Annotated in this window: 17 protein-coding genes; 1 reads left to right on the top strand and 16 read right to left on the bottom strand. The window is 30.8% G+C overall.

Annotation, left to right across the window (positions count from 1 at the left end; all coding sequences use genetic code 11):
- Positions 1-683: 683 nt before the first annotated feature.
- Positions 684-1,043, bottom strand: a complete 360-nt coding sequence (locus HZY82_RS04425; RefSeq protein ID WP_135157431.1) for a DUF1304 domain-containing protein — start codon at positions 1,041-1,043, stop codon at positions 684-686.
- Between the two features lie 394 nt (positions 1,044-1,437).
- Here HZY82_RS04425 and HZY82_RS04420 point away from each other — a divergent pair, with 394 nt between their 5' ends.
- Positions 1,438-1,887, top strand: a complete 450-nt coding sequence (locus tag HZY82_RS04420) for a MarR family winged helix-turn-helix transcriptional regulator (RefSeq protein ID WP_135157428.1) — start codon at positions 1,438-1,440, stop codon at positions 1,885-1,887.
- Between the two features lie 23 nt (positions 1,888-1,910).
- Here the strand turns inward: HZY82_RS04420 and gloB are convergent, their stop codons facing one another.
- From gloB to pyrE, 15 genes are all read right to left on the bottom strand, one after another.
- Entirely contained in the window at positions 1,911-2,612 is a 702-nt protein-coding gene (gene gloB / locus HZY82_RS04415; protein WP_135157426.1) for a hydroxyacylglutathione hydrolase, read from the bottom strand.
- 182 nt (positions 2,613-2,794) lie between these two features.
- Positions 2,795-4,498, bottom strand: a complete 1,704-nt coding sequence (locus HZY82_RS04410; RefSeq protein ID WP_179938821.1) for a hypothetical protein — start codon at positions 4,496-4,498, stop codon at positions 2,795-2,797.
- Between the two features lie 278 nt (positions 4,499-4,776).
- The gene (gene guaA, locus HZY82_RS04405) at positions 4,777-6,312 is read right to left on the bottom strand and encodes a glutamine-hydrolyzing GMP synthase (protein ID WP_179938819.1); all 1,536 of its coding nucleotides are present in this window, start codon (positions 6,310-6,312) and stop codon (positions 4,777-4,779) included.
- 769 nt (positions 6,313-7,081) lie between these two features.
- On the bottom strand, positions 7,082-8,014 hold the full coding sequence (locus HZY82_RS04400) for a ketopantoate reductase family protein (protein WP_179938816.1): 933 nt from the start codon (positions 8,012-8,014) through the stop codon (positions 7,082-7,084).
- Between the two features lie 104 nt (positions 8,015-8,118).
- Positions 8,119-10,716 carry an ABC transporter permease gene (locus HZY82_RS04395; RefSeq protein ID WP_179938811.1) on the bottom strand — a complete coding sequence of 866 codons (2,598 nt, stop codon included), beginning with the start codon at positions 10,714-10,716 and terminating at the stop codon, positions 8,119-8,121.
- 2 nt (positions 10,717-10,718) lie between these two features.
- On the bottom strand, positions 10,719-11,423 hold the full coding sequence (locus HZY82_RS04390; RefSeq protein WP_135156951.1) for an ABC transporter ATP-binding protein: 705 nt from the start codon (positions 11,421-11,423) through the stop codon (positions 10,719-10,721).
- A gap of 109 nt (positions 11,424-11,532) precedes the next feature.
- The gene (locus tag HZY82_RS04385) at positions 11,533-12,246 is read right to left on the bottom strand and encodes a hypothetical protein (protein WP_179938809.1); all 714 of its coding nucleotides are present in this window, start codon (positions 12,244-12,246) and stop codon (positions 11,533-11,535) included.
- 334 nt (positions 12,247-12,580) lie between these two features.
- On the bottom strand, positions 12,581-13,897 hold the full coding sequence (gene eno, locus HZY82_RS04380) for a phosphopyruvate hydratase (RefSeq protein ID WP_135156947.1): 1,317 nt from the start codon (positions 13,895-13,897) through the stop codon (positions 12,581-12,583).
- 74 nt (positions 13,898-13,971) lie between these two features.
- Positions 13,972-15,504 carry a 2,3-bisphosphoglycerate-independent phosphoglycerate mutase gene (gene gpmI, locus HZY82_RS04375; protein WP_179938807.1) on the bottom strand — a complete coding sequence of 511 codons (1,533 nt, stop codon included), beginning with the start codon at positions 15,502-15,504 and terminating at the stop codon, positions 13,972-13,974.
- Positions 15,504-16,259: a triose-phosphate isomerase gene (gene tpiA, locus HZY82_RS04370; RefSeq protein ID WP_218925246.1), complete on the bottom strand. Its 756-nt coding sequence runs from the start codon at positions 16,257-16,259 to the stop codon at positions 15,504-15,506. The genes gpmI and tpiA overlap by 1 nt, the downstream gene beginning before the upstream one ends.
- 17 nt (positions 16,260-16,276) lie before the next feature.
- A complete protein-coding gene (locus HZY82_RS04365; protein ID WP_179938805.1) occupies positions 16,277-17,476 on the bottom strand; it encodes a phosphoglycerate kinase in 1,200 nt (399 codons plus the stop codon).
- A 96-nt stretch (positions 17,477-17,572) separates the two neighbouring features.
- Positions 17,573-18,580 carry a type I glyceraldehyde-3-phosphate dehydrogenase gene (gap, locus tag HZY82_RS04360; RefSeq protein WP_179938803.1) on the bottom strand — a complete coding sequence of 336 codons (1,008 nt, stop codon included), beginning with the start codon at positions 18,578-18,580 and terminating at the stop codon, positions 17,573-17,575.
- 27 nt (positions 18,581-18,607) lie between these two features.
- Positions 18,608-19,651 (bottom strand): sugar-binding domain-containing protein, encoded by a 1,044-nt coding sequence (locus tag HZY82_RS04355; protein ID WP_179938801.1) that lies wholly within the window; start codon positions 19,649-19,651, stop codon positions 18,608-18,610.
- Between the two features lie 250 nt (positions 19,652-19,901).
- Complete coding sequence (locus HZY82_RS04350) at positions 19,902-20,531, bottom strand: exonuclease SbcC (RefSeq protein WP_135156935.1); 630 nt, start codon at positions 20,529-20,531, stop codon at positions 19,902-19,904.
- Between the two features lie 101 nt (positions 20,532-20,632).
- Complete coding sequence (pyrE, locus tag HZY82_RS04345) at positions 20,633-21,250, bottom strand: orotate phosphoribosyltransferase (protein WP_218925245.1); 618 nt, start codon at positions 21,248-21,250, stop codon at positions 20,633-20,635.

Here is a 21,250-nt window from a genome sequence, read left to right as displayed (position 1 = left end):
ACTTACCGTTACCTGTACATCTTCAGCTTTCGAAGTCGATTCTTGATTTTCCATAACTTTAGCAGTATTTGTCGTAGCTGGTTCTGATGCACCAACATAGTTCAAACTTGCTCCAGAAAATAAAGCTGTTAATGTTAATATAGTTATAAATTGTTTATTGTTTTTTTTCATCAATATAAATTTATCCTTTCTTAAAAATTAAATATTATACATACTTTACTTAAAATATAACATAATAATTTTAAGAAGTCAAGTACTTATAATTTATTTTTTTTAATTATCTATCTTAACCATACTTTTAAATTCCTTCTAAAATAATATTCTTACTTACAATTTTAGAATAAATTCTTAAATAAATTTTTACATTAATTTACAAATTAATTTTTTATTATTTCTACCATCATAGAAACTTATGCATATAAAATTTATATACTCTAATATTTTTATAAACATAGTCAAATATTTTACATTTCCATCGTATTACTTTCAAAGTATCTATACGAATTAAAAAATAGGTCAGTTATTTTAATAATAACTGACCATTATAACCATATAATAATTCTAGAAAAAGATAATTTACTTACATACATGGTCTCCTAAACTCTAGTAACCAACTATTTTAGTTTACATAATCGTAATGAATAACTACTTAATTACTCTGTAGTACTTTATCTATCCGAATTTTATAAGAATATTAAACTTAATAAAGCTAAAATTGCTAAACCGCCTTGCTTTAAAATTATCATTTTATCACTTGTTAAACCACCATAGATGGCAACTAAAATTACATATCCTAATAGTAAGCCTAGCCAAGTTACACTTGGATATATAAATAAAGCCACTAAAATAAGTAATCCTATTAAAAGATTATATACCCCTTGATTCTTGAATAAGGTATTTATAGATGGTTTACTTAATTCCTCTTTAGACATTTTAAATACTCTTGCTGTCGAATCGGAATTTGTTGCTAATGTTTCTAAATAAAAAATATATACAAACTCTAAAGCTACTAAAGTTGATAAAATACTTGTTATTATCGACATAAATTTTCTCCTTTATTTTTTATAATTCTATCATAAATTATCTATCGGTGATAATCTAATGGGTAATTTTTATGTGTACTGCAATTTTAATCTATAAACCGTAGCATCTTATAGAAAAAGCTACTATGATAGCTAAAAGTATGTTAAAAACATATACTTCTTAATCCTTACAAAATTAATAACTAATCTTATTTACTAATTAAGCAGGCGGATTTATGAATTATAGAGAAAATATTCCTAAGAATACTATTTCTCAATATTATTCATCGCATCTAAGCTAAATAACTGCTATTCGGTCGCGTACGATCATTTATTTTAATTTAATTTTATTTTTTTGTCAAGAGAAATAATATATGTTAGTATTGTAATTAGTAAATTTTGAAAGGATAAATAAATGGAAAATCTCGACTTATCTCAACATATCTGTTACTCTTTTTACCAAGTAAATCGTCTTTTCAATCAGTTTTACACTAAGAATTTACAGGAGTTTGATTTAACCTACACCCAGTATCTTAGTTTAGTAATACTATGGAAAACTTCTCCCATTACTCTTATTAATTTAGGTAAAGAGTTAGAACTATCTAGTAATACCCTAACACCTTTACTTAAAAGATTAGAAAATAAAGGATATATCCATAGATATAAATCAAAAAATGATAAAAGACAGCTTTATATAAAGCTTACTCAACAAGGAAAAGAGTTAGAAAACATCTTAAGAAGTAAATTATTTGCTTGCTTTAAAGAAATCGAAAATCTTAACCCAGAAAGTACTAAGAGTTTTGTAAAATCAAATAAGGAACTTGCGATTACTATAAAAAAATATCTAGATAATACTGAGGTCTGACTTTATCAGACCTTTTTTATTTTCTAAAAATTATCTCTTAATTTTCTTAATCTAATAAATTCTTCTATATTGTTTGCCATAAGTAAGGGATTAATTTTTTTCTCTATACCTATTGTAGATGGTAGACTCGCAAATCCTTTGTCTATATTACTTTTCATTTTTTCAAAATATTTTTTTACAAAATCGTCTGAAATTTGTGTCATAGAAAATTTTAAATTAGTCAAAGTATATTCATGGCCACTATAAACTTTAACATCTTCATTTAAATTCCTGAAAAACTCCATAGATTTATATCCGGCTACATAATTTTCCGTAAATATTCTTCCACAACCTGCAGAAAATAAAGCATCTCCACATAATAAATGTTTTCCATCTACTAGGTATGTGATATGCCCTTCTGAATGTCCTGCTGTTAAAAACACTTTTATCTCTGATCCATATAAATCAAACTTATCTCCATCTTGAAGTATATTTTCAGCTAAATGTTTAACTTCCTTCGGCCCATAAATTTTTACATTTGGATAGTTGTCTACTATCTCTCCTATTCCATCAACATGATCGTAATGAACATGAGTAATTAAGATAGCCCCAGCCTCTAAATTATTTTCTTCTAAATAGTCTAAAACACATTTTGCCTCACCTGGATCAACAATAACCGCCTTTTTTCCTACTTTCCAAATGTAAATATAATTATCTGTTAGTGCGGGTAACAATCTAATTTTCATTTTTCTTCTCCCATTAAATTTAATATACTATAAATTTTCTATACAAAATTATTTATATAAAAATAGTCCTATCATACACATTAATATGATATGATCGGACTATTATCAACTTCTATTATCTCAATTTTAAGATAGATAAATCGATAAAATACTAATATAACTTAGTTCTTATTTACCACACTTTAATCTATATGAACATCAGCTCTATGTTCTTCTGTTGTTTCTTCTAGTAAGTGAATATGCACAACATGATCTTTTTCTGTTGCAAACTTTTCTGTTTTTGGTGCCTCTGTTGTTACAGGAGATTTTATTGTTGAACTATCTATTATTATTGTATCTTCGTCGTCTAAATCAATATCAACTTTGTGTTCATCTTCTGGCTTTCTTTCAGTTTTTAGAGCTTCTGTTGTTGCCTCTTCAGATTTAGAAGTTTTTGTTGTTTCAGTTTCTACTACTATTGTATCTTCATCATCTAAATCAATATCAACTTTGTGTTCATCTTCTGGCTTTCTTTCAGTTTTTGGAGCTTCTGTTGTTGCCTCTTCAGATTTAGAAGTTTTTGTTGTTTCAGTTTCTACTACTATTGTATCTTCATCATCTAAATCAATATCAACTTTGTGTTCATCTTCTGGCTTTCTTTCAGTTTTTGGAGCTTCTGTTGTTTCCTCTTCAGATTTAGAAGTTTTTGTTGTTTCAGTTTCTACTACTATTGTATCTTCATCATCTAAATCAATATCAACTTTGTGTTCATCTTCTGGCTTTCTTTCAGTTTTTGGAGTTTCTGTTGTTGCCTCTTCAGATTTAGAAGTTTCTGCTGCTACAGCCGTAGATGTTTCTGACGTCACTTCTTCAGACTTGGGAGCTTCTGTTGTTTCCTCTTCTGTCTTAGAAGTTTCTGTTGCTACAACTGTAGATGTTTCTGACGTCACTTCTTCAGACTTAGGAGCTTCTGTTGTTTCCTCTTCTGTCTTAGAAGTTTCTGTTGCTCCAACCGTAGATGTTTCTGACGTCACTTCTTCAGATTTAGGAGCTTCTGTTGTTTCCTCTTCTGTCTTAGAAGTTTCTGTTGCTCCAACCGTAGATGTTTCTGACGTCACTTCTTCAGATTTAGGAGCTTCTGTTGTCGTCATTTCTTCTGTCTTAGAAGTTTCTGCTGCTACAGCCGTAGATGTTTCTGACGTCACTTCTTCAGATTTAGGAGCTTCTGTTGTCGTCATTTCTTCTGTCTTAGAAGTTTCTGTTGCTCCAACCGTAGATGTTTCTGACGTTACTTCTTCAGACTTAGGAGCTTCTGTTGTTGTTTCTTCAGACTTAGGAGCTTCTGTTGTTTCCTCTTCTGTCTTAGAAGTTTCTGTTGCTACAGCCGTAGATGTTGTTTCAGTTAATGTCCATTTTGGAACCAAATCATAGATTACTTTTGCTGATACATTTTGACCACATATCACTACTGCAGATGACATTACTTCTCCAGATAAAACTTCTGCTGATGTCTTAGGCAATACTTTATGTCCTACTGGCGCAAGAGTAAGTTCGCGTGGCTCAGTCTGTGTTGCTGGATCTTGACAGTTTTTCGGCAATTGAACATTAAAAATTTTTGATTCATTTGCTTTCATACTATCAATCTTATATTCAACATTTTGACCATCTACCGTTACAACTAGTGTTGCATTAGCAATATCTTTTGTTGAATTAACAGTAACACGAGCCTGTCCATCCTTACCACTTACCGTTACCTGTACATCTTCAGCTTTCGAAGTCGATTCTTGATTTTCCATAACTTTAGCAGTATTTGTCGTAGCTGGTTCTGATGCACCAACATAGTTCAAACTTGCTCCAGAAAATAAAGCTATTAATGTTAATATAGTTATAAATTGTTTATTTTTCATTATGCAGTATAAACCTTTCTAAATAAATTACTCTAATAGACCTATCTTCAAAATAATAAGTATCATATTTTATAGCATACTATAACTAGATTTAATAGTATTTCTATTGACGAATATATTAAAATTCATAAATCTCTTCATATTCAAATTAAAGAAGCCCTTGCTAGAGCTTCCTAGATCAACCTTTGACAAATTTGAACTATATTATCTTAAATATTGTTTTTTACAACTTCATATCATTGAATTAAGAATTTTTAGCCAAAGTTATTCCTTGTTTATTATTCCCACTCAATCGTTGCTGGTGGTTTAGATGTAATATCATAAACTACTCGGTTAACATGAGCTACTTCATTTACAATTCTTGCTGAAATTTCTTCTAACACATCAAATGGAATATGTGCCCAAGATGCAGTCATACCATCAATACTTGTTACAGCTCTAACTACTACAGTATAGTCGTAGGTACGGACATCACCCATAACTCCCACTGAACGAATATCCGGGAGTGCTGTAAAGTATTGCCATACTTCTCCTTCTAATCCACGCTTAGCAATAACATCTCTTAAAATAAAATCACTATCTCTGACAATTTGAAGCTTTTCTTCAGTAACTTCTCCAAGTACACGGATACCTAAGCCTGGTCCAGGGAATGGCTGACGCCATACGATTTCTTTAGGTAGTCCTAGGGCTTCTCCTAAAGCTCGAACTTCATCTTTAAATAAAGTATTCAGTGGCTCTATTAACTCAAACTTCATATCCTCTGGTAATCCCCCAACATTGTGATGTGATTTAATCGTTTGAGCATGTTTTGTACCAGATTCAATAACATCTGTATATAATGTTCCTTGTGCTAGCCATGGTACATCATCTAACTTAGCACATTCCTCATCAAATACATATACGAATTCATTTCCGATAATCTTACGTTTTTTCTCTGGATCAGATACACCTTTTAACTTGTCCATAAATCTTTGACGTGCATCAATCTTCATAAGATTCATTTCAAATTTTTCACCGAAAGTTTCCATTACACTTTCAGCTTCTCCCTTACGTAATAATCCGTGATCTACAAACATACAGATTAATTGGTCTCCAATTGCTTTATGTAACAAAGCAGCAACTACTGATGAATCTACACCACCTGATAAAGCACATAAAACCTTATCATTTCCAACTTTAGAGCGAATTTTTGTTACATTTTCTTCTATGAATTTATCCATAGTCCAGTCACCTGTACATCCACAAATTTCACGGATAAAATTTTTAATTAAATCTTTTCCATATTCAGAATGATTTACTTCTGGATGAAATTGAACACAGTAGAAGTTTTTTTCTACGTTTTGTGCAGCTGCAGCTGCACAATTGTAACTTGATGCTACAATTTCAAATCCTTCAGCAAGGTCTACCACCTTATCAGAGTGACTCATAAGTACATTTTGTGTAACAGGAGTTCCTTGAAATAGTCTCGCCCCCTCTTTAACTTCAATAGGGTTGGTTCCATATTCACGACTAGTAGCTGATTCTACCTTACCACCAAGTTTATGTTGCATAAGTTGCATACCATAACAAACACCTAGAACAGGTATACCTAAGTTAAAGATTTCATCATCAACCGTCATAGAATCTTCTTCGTAAACTGAGTTGGGTCCACCAGAAAGAATAATCCCCTTAGGCTTCATTTCTTTAATCTTTTCTATTGAAATTTCATTATCGTGTAACTCAGAGTAAACACCCAATTCACGAACACGACGAGTTATTAATTGATTGTATTGACTACCAAAATCCAATACTAAAATAAATTCATGATTATTCATTATAAAGCTCCTATCTCTTATCTATTGTTATCTATTATAACAAACGTTATTAATTAAAACAACAATAAATGAACTTAAAAACCGTAAAATAACGTTTTAATTTTTTATTAAGATTTCTCTTAATTTCCAATTATCTAAGACAAGGTTAAAAAATTCTTAATTCTGTAACTACACTTACTTTATTTAAAATTTTTTAAATAATATTTATTTAATTTTTCAACTAATTCTGCAATCATATTTTCTATTTTTTTCTACAGTAACATACCGTGTACACTTCTATTATGTAATTATCTTTTGCTATTTTGAATACTTTAATATCTATTTTAAGTAACTTTCGTATATTTATTATAATATTGCTTTTTTGCCCTTGTTTTGCCATAAACCCAACAGATTACTACAAGAACTACTGACTAGTTTTTGCATTATAGAAGTCCTATTTTAATAGTTCTTCTATTTTCTGGCTTGTTTCGTATAAATTTTCACTTCCCTTTAAGATTTCAAGTATTTTTCTTGTTGCTTTTCTCCGATCACTTCTTTTTATAACTCCCCTAAGTTCATTTCGTTTTCCATCTTCTGTTATTTCTGTAAGTTTCCTACATAATTAATCATATACTAATATTAAATTATACATTACTAATTGATAGTCTTTTAAATTCTTTATAATAATATTCATTTGATACAATATTCTAGAAAAAACTTCGTTTTCTTAGAAAAATAACTTAATGCGTAATTAAATTATTTTTTCATTAAAAACGAAGTTTTATTTTTATTATTTATTTCCACCTAAAAATTCTTTAATATGGATCAATTCTGTTACTAGATCACAAACAGGTGTTGGAATATTATGTTTTCTTCCCAATTTAGATACAGCACCGTTTAAATAATCTATTTCCGTTAAGCGTCCATTTTTCATATCTTGAGTTAATGATGGATAATGTAAACCTGCTAACTCCGGTGGGAATATCCTACTAATATTTCCAGAAATTACATCATACTTAACATCTACACCTTCTGCACGACCAACAGCAACTACCTCATTAAGAATCATATCTGTTAATCTTTGATGGCCCTCATAAGAACCATATTCTCCAATATTACAGTCTATAATTGTACAATATGAATTAAACACACAATTAAGTCCTACTTTGTGCCAAATAGATTGATAAACATTATCAGAGTAAACCATGTTTAAACCTGATTTATTTAAAACATCTACTATTTCTAATGATCTTGATTTATCACTTTCTTCTACTTGCTTCACTTCTGTTTTACCAGTTCCATGAGCATTAAGAACCCCAGGTCCACCTAATCCACTTGTCCATAGAGTAACACCAATTAAAATATTTTCTGGATCCACATACTCTTTTAAAGTATCTACATGTCCTAATCCATTTAAAATACAAATTACTTTTGTGTCTGGTTTAAAAACATGCTTAATTGACTCCAACATTGATTTTAATTGCATTGATTTCGTAGCAACAAATACTACATCAAATTCTCCACTTAGTTCTTCTGGATATGAAATAGGAATTGGAAAATTACCCAGATCCTTATCATCAATAATGACCTTTAATCCATCTTGTCTAATTTTTTCAACATGCTCTTTCCATGTATCAATCCAGGTTACATCTTCTCCATTTTGATGCAACATAAAACCAAATCTAGCACCTAATGCCCCTGCTCCTGCAAATAAAAATCTCATAATCTTATCTCCTTAAAATTGAGTTATTTACTTCATTATATCACTTAATTACTTATTTTTAAATAGTTTTTTCAGAAAATTTAGTTTTTTTTTAAAAAATTTAATCATTCTACACCTTTAAGTGCTTCTACCATATTAATACCTTTCAATTTCCTATGAACTATAAACATTAATACAAGTAAAATTATTACAGTAATTGTACTAGATAGAATATATACATATATAGATGGACTAGTTTCAAACATCATATGTCTAGCTGCTAAGTCTAAAATTATTTTTTTGTAAAATAGATATCCTACATAGTTTCCGATTATAATTCCTATTATGGCTAGATATAAAATTTCTCTAAATACATAACTTGTTATTTCTACAGGGTAGAATCCTAAAACTTTTATGGTAGACAATTCTCTTATTCTCTCAGATACATTTATATTAATAAGATTATATAAAACTACTAAAGCCAGGGCTGTTGAACAGCATACAAGTACTAAAACAATCATATCTATTCCTTCGACTACATTTTCAAGTAAATCCTCATATTTACTCGTATTTTGGATTCTTAATATGAAATCGTTAGTTTCCAAATCTTTTTCTATTTGGGTAATCTTATCCTTATCTGTTTTAATCAAATATGTATTAGTTCTATAATCTTTACCAAAAATTTCTTTATAATAATCTGATGTCATATAAATATTGTGCCCAAAATAATTTGTATTTATAGCCGAAATTTTTAATACATAAATTTCTTGATTCCAAACTATTTCAAAAGTGTCCCCTACTTTCAAGTTATGTAGGTAGGCTAACTTTTCATTAATTACTACCCCACTTCCATCTAGCTTAATATCTCCTTCAGTATTATACAAATCAATATAATTTTCTAACTCTTCTCCTATTGCATAAATAGACATATTATCTTGTACTGTATTATCTTTTTCAATAGTCGCCCTTGATAAATTAATTTTTTTATATGATTTAGATTTTTCCTCTATAAACTTGTCAAGATTTTCTATATCTTGTTTGCTAGAATTAGAATTGTAAGATGCAGTTAATTGATAGTTATTTATCCTAGAAAATTGCTCAGCAGCTATATCTTGAACTCCATATTTTATTCCAAACCCAATAAACATTAGAGCTAAAGACCCCATTATTCCAAAGATAGTCATTATCATCCTTACCTTATATCTAAATATATTTCTAAAAGTAACTTTTCTTAAAAATGATAATCTTGCCCAAATAAATGGAATATATTCTAATAAGATTCTTGTCGCAGCTTTGGGTGCTTTGGGTCTTAATAAATACGCTGCTCTTTCACTTAATATTTTAGAAATTGGAATATATACAGCAACTAGTATACAAACTAAAACTATTACTAAAGCCATAAATATAGTAGGTATTGTCACTGTTAATATTACATTCTTAAATATCAAGAATCTAGCATAAGAATCATATACTAAGGGAACTATAACAAAGTAAGATGAAATAAGCCCTAATACAGCTCCGCTTAATGCCGATAAAATAGCATATAGATAATACTTCTTAGCTATTATCCAATTTGAAAAACCTAATGATTTTAGAGTTCCTATATTAATCCTATTTTCTTCAACCATACGACTAATTGTTGTTAAAGTTACAAGAATTGATACCGAAAATAAAAAGATTGAAAAAATATTAGCAATCGACATTAATGAATCCATAGAATTAATAAATTGTTTATACATATCATCATCTTTTATATTATTAATCATATATCTAGGATACTTGTATTCATCAATTTGATTTTTAGATAAGATCAAAGTCTCTTCTTGCTCATTTAATTTCTTTTTATTGTTATCTAGTTCATTTTTGGCATCTTGATATCTTTCAACAGAAACATTTTTAAGAAATTCAATTGATTTTTCTCTAACTTCTAGCTCTTTTTTAGCATCATCTAATTTATTTTTATTAGCTTGCCAGGTAATAATAGCATTCTTTTTGAATTCTTCCTCTTCTTCACTAGCAAGATCTGCAAAGCTAGAAATTAACTCATCCCTTACCTTATTAATATCTTGATAATATGTTTGTTTACTAAAGTCACTTCTATCAATAGCCTTCAATAAAACATTTATTCCAGAAAAAATATCCGCAGCTACATCTTCCTCATCAACATAAGCAAAGAATATTTGGTTAGCCTTATTATTAGAATTTGAAGCTGGTGCATGAGCTCCATAAACAAAACCTGCTACTGTATAAATTTTATCTATATCCTTATTATCCTTATCCTTATAAGTTACCTTAATTTTATCTCCTATATGGTAAGAAGATATTAATGCTTCCGTAAGTAAAATTTCATTCTTATCTTTAGGATAATTACCACTTACCAATTTAGTTTTAGCAATATCTTTAGGTAAGGACAATAAATCTACCTTTCTGGAGAAATTTTCTAAATCGGCCTCTTTTTTATAATAAATTTCATAGGAGTCAACCTTATCATTGTTTCTCAAAATATCTAGACTATTCTCTTTCAGTCCCTTATCATTACTTATATGCAAATCATAAATATTAACTTCTTTGAAATAGGTGTTAACTGAATTTCTCATTGCTGGTGGTGTTTCTTTAAGACCTGTGAATACAAAAACTCCTAAAAACATTATTACCAATATAGAAATGAACTTAGACTTGGTTTTCGAAATTTCTCTTATTAAATCTAAATTTGTTTTTTTCATTGCTACCACTCAATCCCATCTATATCTTTAGGACTTAAATTTACTAATATATCCCTTACCTTAGAGTCATAAATTTCTATAACTTTATCAGCAGCTTGGGAAATAGCAGCATTATGTGTAATTATAATAACAGTCTTTCCATTTTCCTTAGCATAAGATTTTAATATCTTAAGAACATCTTTTCCTGTATTGTGATCCAAAGCCCCTGTAGGTTCATCACATAAAAGAATTGATGGATTTTTTGCTATTGCTCTAGCAATAGCTACCCTTTGTTGTTCTCCTCCAGATATTTGAGCAGGAAAATTATTAAGTCTTTCAGATAATCCTACTTTATCTAGAATTTTGGCAGGGTTTTGTGCATCTTTTACTATCTCACTAGCAAGTTCTACATTTTCTAAAACTGTTAAGTTAGGTATTAAGTTATAAAATTGAAAAACAAAACCTATACTATCTCTTCTATATTTTGTCAACTCGTTCTCACTAAAAGTTGTCAACTCATCTCCAAATACATTTATAGAACCAGATGTAGCCTTATCCATTCCTCCTAAAATATTTAATAAAGTTGACTTTCCTGCACCAGAGGGCCCTAGTATAACAACAAGCTCCCCCTCCTCAATTTCAAAATTTATCTTATCATTGGCTAAAACTCGTGACTCTCCTTCTCCATAAGCCTTAACCAAATCTTTCACTATTATTTTATTTGACATAAGTATCTCCCAAAATCATTATTTCTACTTCTATTTTACCATATTTATAAAGCATAATAGTAAATAAAAAGCTAGCCTATACTGATTGACTTCACTATTATTTATTAGCTTATTTAATTATGTTAAGCTTCATAAAATACTCATATAGCTTATTACACATAATTTCATCTTGACTCATTTTCTCAGCTCTCAATTCTATCATTTTTTCAATCTCATTTACAACATTAGGTCCCTTATTTATATCCTTTTTACGATAGAATTCATATAATAATTCTGTATCTATAGTTTCTAAACTTAAATAATGTATATCTAAAAATTCCTCTAAAGATGTAAAATTATTAAAATAATCTTCTTTTAATTTAATACGTCTACCTACTTCTGAAAGATATATTTCAACTGCATCATATCTATTTAACTTTGGACTTCTTCTTCCATGTTTCGTTGGTATAAGCCAAAAATTTGCTAAACAAGAATAATTTTTTTCATATTTTTTCAAATACTCTGGCCAAAATTCAATTGGACTACGATGCTCTTTAGATTTATCTTTTAATATAATATTTGCAATTGTATTAAATGTATTGATTGTATCTCCTGCAAAATTTTCATCTTTTATTCTATCCCCAGCTAAAATGTAAGCATTATTCAATAGCTCATTATATAATATTTCATAAAAACCTATCGCTATATCCGACATATCCTCATCTGCTGTAGAATAATATTTTTGTGAAGTTTTTATTATATTATTTTCTAAAATAATACTTTTATATCCTTTTTTACATTCAATTGGTGTCAATAATATATTTTTTACTATTTCTTTTTTCATTTTATTACCATCTCATAGACTTCATTACTTAATACAATTCTTACTAAAAAGCTACACAACTAATAATACTTATTAAAATTATATATTACTCATTATCACAAAACTAGTTTAATTATAAAATCTGATTAATATAACTAAAATTGCTATTAATAATTGAATGTATATTCCACAACAAATCTATTCACCTTTAACATAATCTTACCTATCCTCATTTTTTAATATATATTTATCTAACATCATTATATCATTTAAATAAATATTAACGCATGATTATAATTACTATGTGCATAATAAAAAAGAGAAGTAAATTTACTTCTCTTTTTAGTATCAACTATTATTTTTTGATGTTGTAGAATACAGCTTTTCCACCGTAAACTTGAGTTGAATCTAATTCGTCAGCAATACGTAATAATTGGTTGTATTTAGCAATACGATCTGTACGACTAAGTGATCCCGTTTTAATTTGTCCAGCATTTGTAGCAACTGCTATGTCAGCAATTGTAGCATCTTCAGTTTCTCCAGAACGGTGAGAAATTACTGCTGTGTAACGAGCACGTTTAGCCATTTCAATAGCTTCTAAAGTTTCAGTTAAAGTTCCAATTTGGTTAACTTTAATTAAAATTGAGTTACCAACACCTTTTTCAATTCCTTGAGAAAGTTTAGTTGTGTTAGTTACGAATAAGTCATCTCCTACTAATTGAACACGATCACCGATTCTTTCAGTAAGTAATTTCCATCCATCCCAGTCATTTTCATCCATACCATCTTCAATAGTGATAATTGGATATTTATTTACTAATTCTTCTAAATAATCTACTTGCTCAGCTGAAGTACGTTTAGCTCCACCTTCACCTTCGAATTTAGCATAGTCATATAAACCATCTACGTAGAATTCAGATGATGCACAGTCAAATCCTAAGAATACATCTTTACCTGGCTCTAAACCAACTTTTTTGATTGCTTCTAAAATTGTTTCAACTGCATCTTCAGTTCCCTCAAATTTAGGTGCAAAACCACCTTCATCTCCTACCGCTGTAGCTAATCCACGTGATTTAAGGATTTTAGCTAAGTTGTGGAAAATTTCAGCTCCCCAACGTAAAGCTTCTTTGAATGAAGGAGCTCCAACTGGTAAAATCATAAACTCTTGGAAAGCGATTGGTGCATCTGAGTGAGATCCACCATTAACAATATTCATCATTGGCACTGGTAATTCTTTAGAGTTAACCCCACCTAAGTAACGATATAAAGGTACACCTAAAGAGTCAGCTGCCGCATGAGCTACCGCTAAAGATACACCTAAGATAGCGTTAGCTCCTAGACGTCCTTTGTTTTCAGTTCCATCTAATTCGATCATAGCACGATCAATTGCTACTTGCTCGAATACATCGAAGTTTCCTTCTAATAATGGAGCAATTTCTTTATTTACATTTTCTACTGCTTTAGAAACACCTTTACCTAAGTAACGGTCAGCATCTCCATCACGTAATTCTACTGCTTCATATTGACCAGTAGATGCTCCTGATGGTACTAATGCACGTCCGAAAGCTCCTGACTCAGTTGTAATTTCAACTTCAACAGTTGGATTACCACGTGAATCTAATACTTCTCTTGCATATACTTCTGAAATTAAATCGAAAGTTTTTTGTAACATTTATGTTCTCCTTGAATGTTAATTTATATGTTTATTTTATAATAAATGACTTTAAATTGCCAGTAGTATTTTAACTATTTTACAATTAAAGAATCTCCTGTCATTTCTTCAGGTTTTTCAATATCTAATAAGTCTAACATTGTTGGTGCTAGATCTGCCAAACGTCCACCCGAACGTAGTGATACACCTTCTTTTGTTACAATGACTGGTACTGGATTAGTAGTATGAGCTGTCATTGGTTCACCTTCAAGTGTAACTACCTCATCTGAATTACCATGGTCTGCAGTAATAATTACATATCCATCTTTAGATAAGATTAGATCAACAATTTCACCCAAACACTCGTCTACTGCCTCTATTGCTTTAATAGTAGGCTCTAACATACCAGAATGTCCAACCATATCTGGGTTAGCAAAATTTAAAATAATTGCATCTAAAGTATCTTTGTTAATAGCTTCTACTAATGCATCTTTTACTTCATAGGCACTCATTTCTGGTTTTAAATCATAAGTTGCAACTTTGGGTGATGGTATCAAAATACGCTCTTCTCCCAAAAATTCTTCATGACGTCCACCGCTCATAAAGAATGTTACATGTGGATATTTTTCTGTTTCAGCAATACGTAATTGCGTCTTCCCTGCATCAGAAATCACTTCACCAATTGTTTGTTTTAAATCTTCTTTTTTGAAGGCGATATTAGCAATTACATCATCACTATAAGCAGTGAAAGTTACAAAATTTAAATCTGTAGCTAAAGATCCACGATCAAATCCATCGAATTTTGGATTTGATAAAGCCGTAGCTAATTGAATGGCCCTATCTGGTCTGAAGTTAAAGAATACAACTGAATCTCCATTTTCAATTGTTGCAACTGGTTTATTATCTGAATCAGTTACTACAAATGGTAACACAAACTCATCAAAGACTTCTTTATCGTAAGAAGCTTGTATTCCATCTACTGCATCTACAAACATCTCACCTTTTCCGTGAACCATTGCATCATATGCTAATTGCACACGTTCCCAACGCTTATCACGATCCATTGCGTAGTAACGTCCTGCAATTGTCGCAAATTGTCCTACACCGATTTCTTTAAACTTAGCTTCAGTCTCTTTTACAAATTCTAAAGCTGAACTTGGTGCTACATCACGTCCATCTAAAAATCCGTGTACGTAAACTTTTTCTAATCCATGTTCTTTTGCTAAACGCAATAATGCAAACAGATGCTCATAATGAGAATGAACCCCTCCATCAGAGATTAATCCCATTAAGTGTAAAGCTTTATTGTTGTTCTTAGCAGACTCTACAGCTTCTAACAATTCAGGAATTACATAAAAATCATCTTCACGAATAGAAATGTTTATACGTGTTAATGATTGATATACAATACGTCCTGCTCCAATATTTAAGTGACCAACTTCTGAATTACCCATTTGTCCATCAGGTAAACCAACATCTTCACCACTTGCAGCTAATTTGCTATGCGGATATTTTGCAAAATAACGGTTAAAATTTGGTTTGTTAGCTGCTTTGACAGCATTACCATACTCTTCTTCACGTTCAGCAAAACCATCTAAAATAATTAATGCTACTGGTTTTCTAGTCATTATTTAACTGCCTCCAATAAAGCTAAAAATGAATCTGCTTGTAATGAGGCTCCACCTACTAAAGCTCCATCAACATCTGGACAAGCCATATATTCCTTAATATTTTCTGGTTTAACAGAACCTCCGTATTGAACGCGTACTTTATCGGCAACATCTTGTCCAAAATCCTTAGCTACTACATCACGTACAGCTTTACACATTTTTTGTGCATCATCTTGCGTTGCTGATTTTCCTGTTCCAATAGCCCAAATTGGTTCATAGGCGATAACCGCATTTGTTACCTGTTCTGCTGTTAGTCCTCTAAGTGCTGCTGATACTTGACGAGAAACTACTGCCTCTGCTTCATTTGCTTCATATTGTTCTAAAGTCTCTCCACAGCAGATGATTGGTAGCATAGCATTTCTAAAAATAGCATGTGCCTTTTTATTAATATCTTCATCAGTCTCGTGGAAATAATCACGACGTTCTGAATGCCCGATAATAACATACTCAACACCTAATGCCGCTAATGATTTTGGAGAAGTTTCTCCAGTAAATGCCCCTTCATCTTCAAAATAACAGTTTTGTGCAGCTACTTTTAATTCACTACCTGTCGAGAAATATTTTACCCCATTTAGTAATAAAGCCGGTGCTCCTACTACTGATTCTACTAAATCAGATGACGGTAATTTATCTTTAACAGCTTCAACAAATTCAATAGCTTCTGCTACTGTTTTATTCATTTTCCAGTTTCCTGCAATAATTGGTTTTCTCATTATTAGATTTCTCCTAATTATTTATTTGATAATGATTCGATTCCTGGTAATACTTTACCTTCTAAGTATTCTAGTGATGCTCCACCACCAGTTGAAATGTGTGAAAATTTATCTGCATAACCCAACTGGATAGCTGCAGTAGCTGAATCCCCACCACCGATGATTGTCGTAGCATCTTCTAAATTAGCTATAGCTTCACATACTCCAATTGTACCTTTAGCAAAGTTTGGTAGTTCAAATACTCCCATAGGTCCATTCCAGATAACTGTTTTAGCTCCTTGTAATGTTTCTTTGAATAATTCAACTGATGCTGGTCCAATATCTAGTCCTTCTTCATCACTTTGAATATCATTAGTTGCTACACGACTTGGTGCATCATTTGAAAATTCTTTAACAACCACTGTATCTATTGGTAATACAATTTTATCTCCGAATTTAGCTAATAACCCACTTGCATATTCTACTTTATCATTTTCACAAAGCGACTTTCCAATTTCTTTTCCAGCAGCCTTGAAGAATGTGTAAGCCATTCCTCCTCCAATGATAACCTTGTCAGCTTTCTCTAATAAGTTTTCAATAACAGCAATTTTATCAGAAACTTTAGCTCCTCCAATAATCGCAACTAATGGCTTAACTGGATTGTCAACTGCTCCACCGATAAATTTCAATTCTTTTTCCACTAAAAATCCTGACGCTGAATTTCCTTCTCCAACATTAGATGCAATTCCTACGTTAGATGCATGAGCACGGTGTGCTGTACCGAAAGCATCATTTACAAACACGTCTCCTAATGAAGCCCAATATTTTCCTAATTCAGGATCATTTTTAGATTCTTTTTTACCGCCAACATCCTCAAAACGAGTATTTTCAAACATTAAAATTTCTCCGTTTGATAATGCTTTTACAGCTCCTTCTAATTCAGCTCCACGAGTTTGTGGTACGAATTTTACTTCTTTCCCTAATACTTCTGATAAACGAGTTACTACTGGTGCTACTGTTTTAGATGCTTTGTCAGCTTCTTCTTTAACACGTCCTAAGTGTGTAAAAGCAACAACTTTTGCTCCTTGCTCTAGAGCATAATTGATTGTTGGTAATGCAGCAGTAATACGATTATCATTTGTAATAACTCCATCTTTAAGTGGGACGTTAAAGTCAACACGCATTAATACTGTTTTACCTTGTAAATTTCCTAAGTCTTTGATTGATTTTTTCATCAAAAAAGGCTCCTTTATTATCTTTAAATTTAAGACTAGCCAAGATAGAGTAATATTACCCATACCTTGGCTACTAGTTTTCTATAAATAATTAATTAATTATTTAATTAATCCTGCAAAGTGTTTTAATGTTCTTACTAATTGAGAAGTGTAAGACATTTCGTTGTCATACCAAGCTACAACTTTAACTAATTGTTTGTCTCCAACTGTCAATACTTTTGTTAGAGTTGCATCAAAGATTGATCCAAAGTTACTTCCAACGATATCAGAAGATACAATTTCATCTACATTGTAACCATATGATTCATTTGCAGCAGCTTTCATAGCAGCATTAACTTCTTCTGCAGTAACTGTTTTTTCTAAAGTAGCTACTAATTCAGTGATTGATCCAGTTGCTACAGGAACACGTTGAGCAGAACCATCTAATTTTCCATTTAATTCTGGTATTACTAAACCAATTGCTTTAGCAGCTCCAGTTGTGTTTGGAATAATGTTTTCTGCTGCAGCACGAGCACGACGTAAATCTCCACCACGGTGAGGCGCATCTAGTGTATTTTGGTCCCCAGTGTAAGCGTGAATTGTAGTCATTAATCCTTGAACTATTCCAAAGTTATCGTTTAAAACTTTAGCCATTGGAGCTAAACAGTTAGTTGTACAAGAAGCTCCTGAAATTACTGTTTCTGTTCCATCTAATGTGTCGTGGTTTACATTATAAACGATTGTTTTTATGTCATTTCCACCTGGAGCTGAGATAACAACTTTTTTAGCTCCTGCTTGAATATGAGACTCAGCTTTTTCTTTAGATGTAAAGAATCCTGTACATTCTAATACTACATCTACACCTAGCTCTCCCCATGGTAATTCAGTTGGGTTAGCGTTAGCGAAAGCTTTAACTTCTTTACCGTTTACTACGATAACTCCTTCACCTTCTTCAACTGTTCCGTTAAAACGTCCTTGAGTTGTATCATATTTTAATAAGTGTACTAATTGTTTTACTGGAGTTAAGTCGTTAATAGCAACTACTTCAATTCCTTCCACTTCTTGAATTTTTCTGAAAGCCAATCTTCCAATACGTCCAAATCCGTTAATCGCAACTTTTACTGTCATAGTTTTAGTCCCCCTAAAATTAATTATTTATTGTGTTATGACCTTAGTTAATATTTGTTTGCAAATAGCTTCATCAATTATAAGTGTTGTGTTCTTTGGTTTAGAATTTAAATATGAAAATGTAGCATCTGCTTTATTTCCACCACCAACTATTGTGAATATATTTGAAACTTTTTCTACATCTTCACTATTCATCCCAATAGTTTCTGTTTCATAAATGACATTACCTTGATAATCAAAATATGATCCAAAAGATTCACTATAAGCATTCTTATCTTCTAAAAGCTTAAGAACCTCCTTAGATAACTTTCTTCTTCTTGCCATTTCAAAAGCATCACCAATACTATGAATTATGATAGATGTATTTTTGATAATATCTAAAGCACTCTTTACTATAGGTTCTTTCATAAGTTCCTCTAGAGTTGCCTTTCCAATATTATCAGGAGCATGTAATAATTGATATCTATGGTTGGTATTTACCGCAAGTTTAGTAGCTATATCATTAGATTGAAAACCTGTATTAGATATAGTCAGAGCTCCTCTTATAGGAGTTATGGTAATATCTTTGCCATAAGCAAAAGTTTTATCTGCCATGCTAGCAATATAACCCATAGTAGAACCACCTGAAACACCAAGTACACATTCTCTATCTATTATAATATTTATCTTTTCGAAAAGCAACATAACCATGTCTTTTCTGGTCTCTTGACTTTTTGAAAAATCACCAGCTATAACATAGACTTCCTTAATCTCAAAATGTTCCTTGATAATTTTCCTTTCAGCTCCGAAAGCATCACTTCTAAGAAAATTATTAATTTCTAATAAAAAACTCTCACCATCCTGACTTATCGTCATACCAGTAGTATTTTTAGAAATCAAACCAAGTTTATATAGAGTGTCACACTCTGTTCTGAGCTGCCTTTCCGTCAGTCCAACTATATCGATTAAATTTCTTCTACCGATTGGTTGATTATTTTTGATTGATACTAACAACTCATATCTTTTGTTAAACTTCTCGAACAAATCTGGAATAAGCTTACCTTGTAATTGAAGTAATTGTAAAATATCCATATTTAGCTCCTTAATTATGAAAAATAAGATGGTCAATTTCCGTCCAAGGGTGTCACTAGACGTCCAACTTTTCCCAAAAAAATACTATCTTTTTTTCTGTCTATATTATAACACCTCTTCTTTTTCTCTGTCAAGTATATAACAGTAAAAAATTATCTTAAAAGTAAAGTCCATCCTCTTTATTTTTAATAAACTAAATACCTTTTTACTAAAAATAAGAAACTTAGCCCTCCTACGAGAAATAAGTTTCTTATTTTAATATTGATAACAATTCTACCGAAATAATGAAGTAAAATACATATATCATTTCTTTTTCTTTATAATCTAGTGGTAGGTGTTCATAAATATATTGATTAGGATAGTTTTTCAAAACCTCCTGCTCTAAGTTACTATCTAAGTTAACAAAAGGGATAAATCTCTTTATATAATTTTCTAATTCTTCTTCACTGTAATAGAATAATTTTCTAGCTTTCACCCTAAATAATGCGTCAGAATATACAATATTATCTAATATTTCCAAAACAGATGATAGCCTATCTAAAGATTTCTCATGTACTTTAACAACTTCAGCAAGTTTTTCTAATAAATACTTAGGAACAAATCTTGTTAACTCTGTTTTTAATAAAACATTCTCCCCAGTATTTTTTACACTTTTTCTTACTAACTTAGTTTTTGTCGATTTCTTAACTTGTGATTTTTTGAATACCACAAACTCATCTTTTATTTCCACTATTTTATTAACTAGTAGTTCTAGCTTTTGTCCCGATTTCGACATCAAAGCCTCTGTCTCTTCTATATCTAGTCTTTGGAATGGTTTAACAAATTTTTCACCATCAAAAAGATAGAATCCTTTGTAAGCTCCGTGATATTTTACTTTCAAAATGTTACACTCCTCTATTTAAAAATAGCTACTTAAGTATGATAACATATTTAATCACATTTTACAACTTTATACTAATTATATTCTAAGCTTATCAATTATTATAAATTATTTCTCCATTCAACAAGTTCAACTTTATCTTCTTCTTTAATGTAACCCTGTTTGCTAGCTTCTTCGACTAACTCATCGTAGTTTGTTAGTGTATGATAAGAAACTTTGGCTTCTTTAAAAGCGTCGACTGCTTTTTTCAAATTATATGAGTATATAGCAATCACTCCTAAAACTTCTACTCCAACTTCTTCCAATGCTTTTACTACATTAATTGATGATAAGCCTGTAGATATCAAATCCTCTACTACAACTACCTTATCACCCTTTGACAAACGTCCTTCTATTTGGTTAGTTTTTCCATGTTTCTTTTTAGAATCACGTACATAAGTCATAGGCATGTCTAATATTTCACTTACCCAAGCAGCATGCGGTATTCCTGCTGTCGCTGTTCCTGCAATACTAGTTGCTTGGGGATAATATTCTCTTATTAAAGCGGCCAAACCTTGAGATATATTTCTTCTTACTTTTGGATATGACATCGTAATTCTATTATCACAATAAATTGGTGACTTAATTCCAGATGTCCATATAAAATAGTCATTAGGTCTTAATTCTACTGCTTTTATCTCTAGTAAATCTTTGGCTACTGATTGTCTTATATTTGTCAT

Origin of the sequence: Gemella sp. GL1 (assembly GCF_013415365.1) — a bacterium.
Taxonomy (GTDB): domain Bacteria; phylum Bacillota; class Bacilli; order Staphylococcales; family Gemellaceae; genus Gemelliphila.
This window is presented reverse-complemented; position numbering and strand designations above follow the sequence as displayed.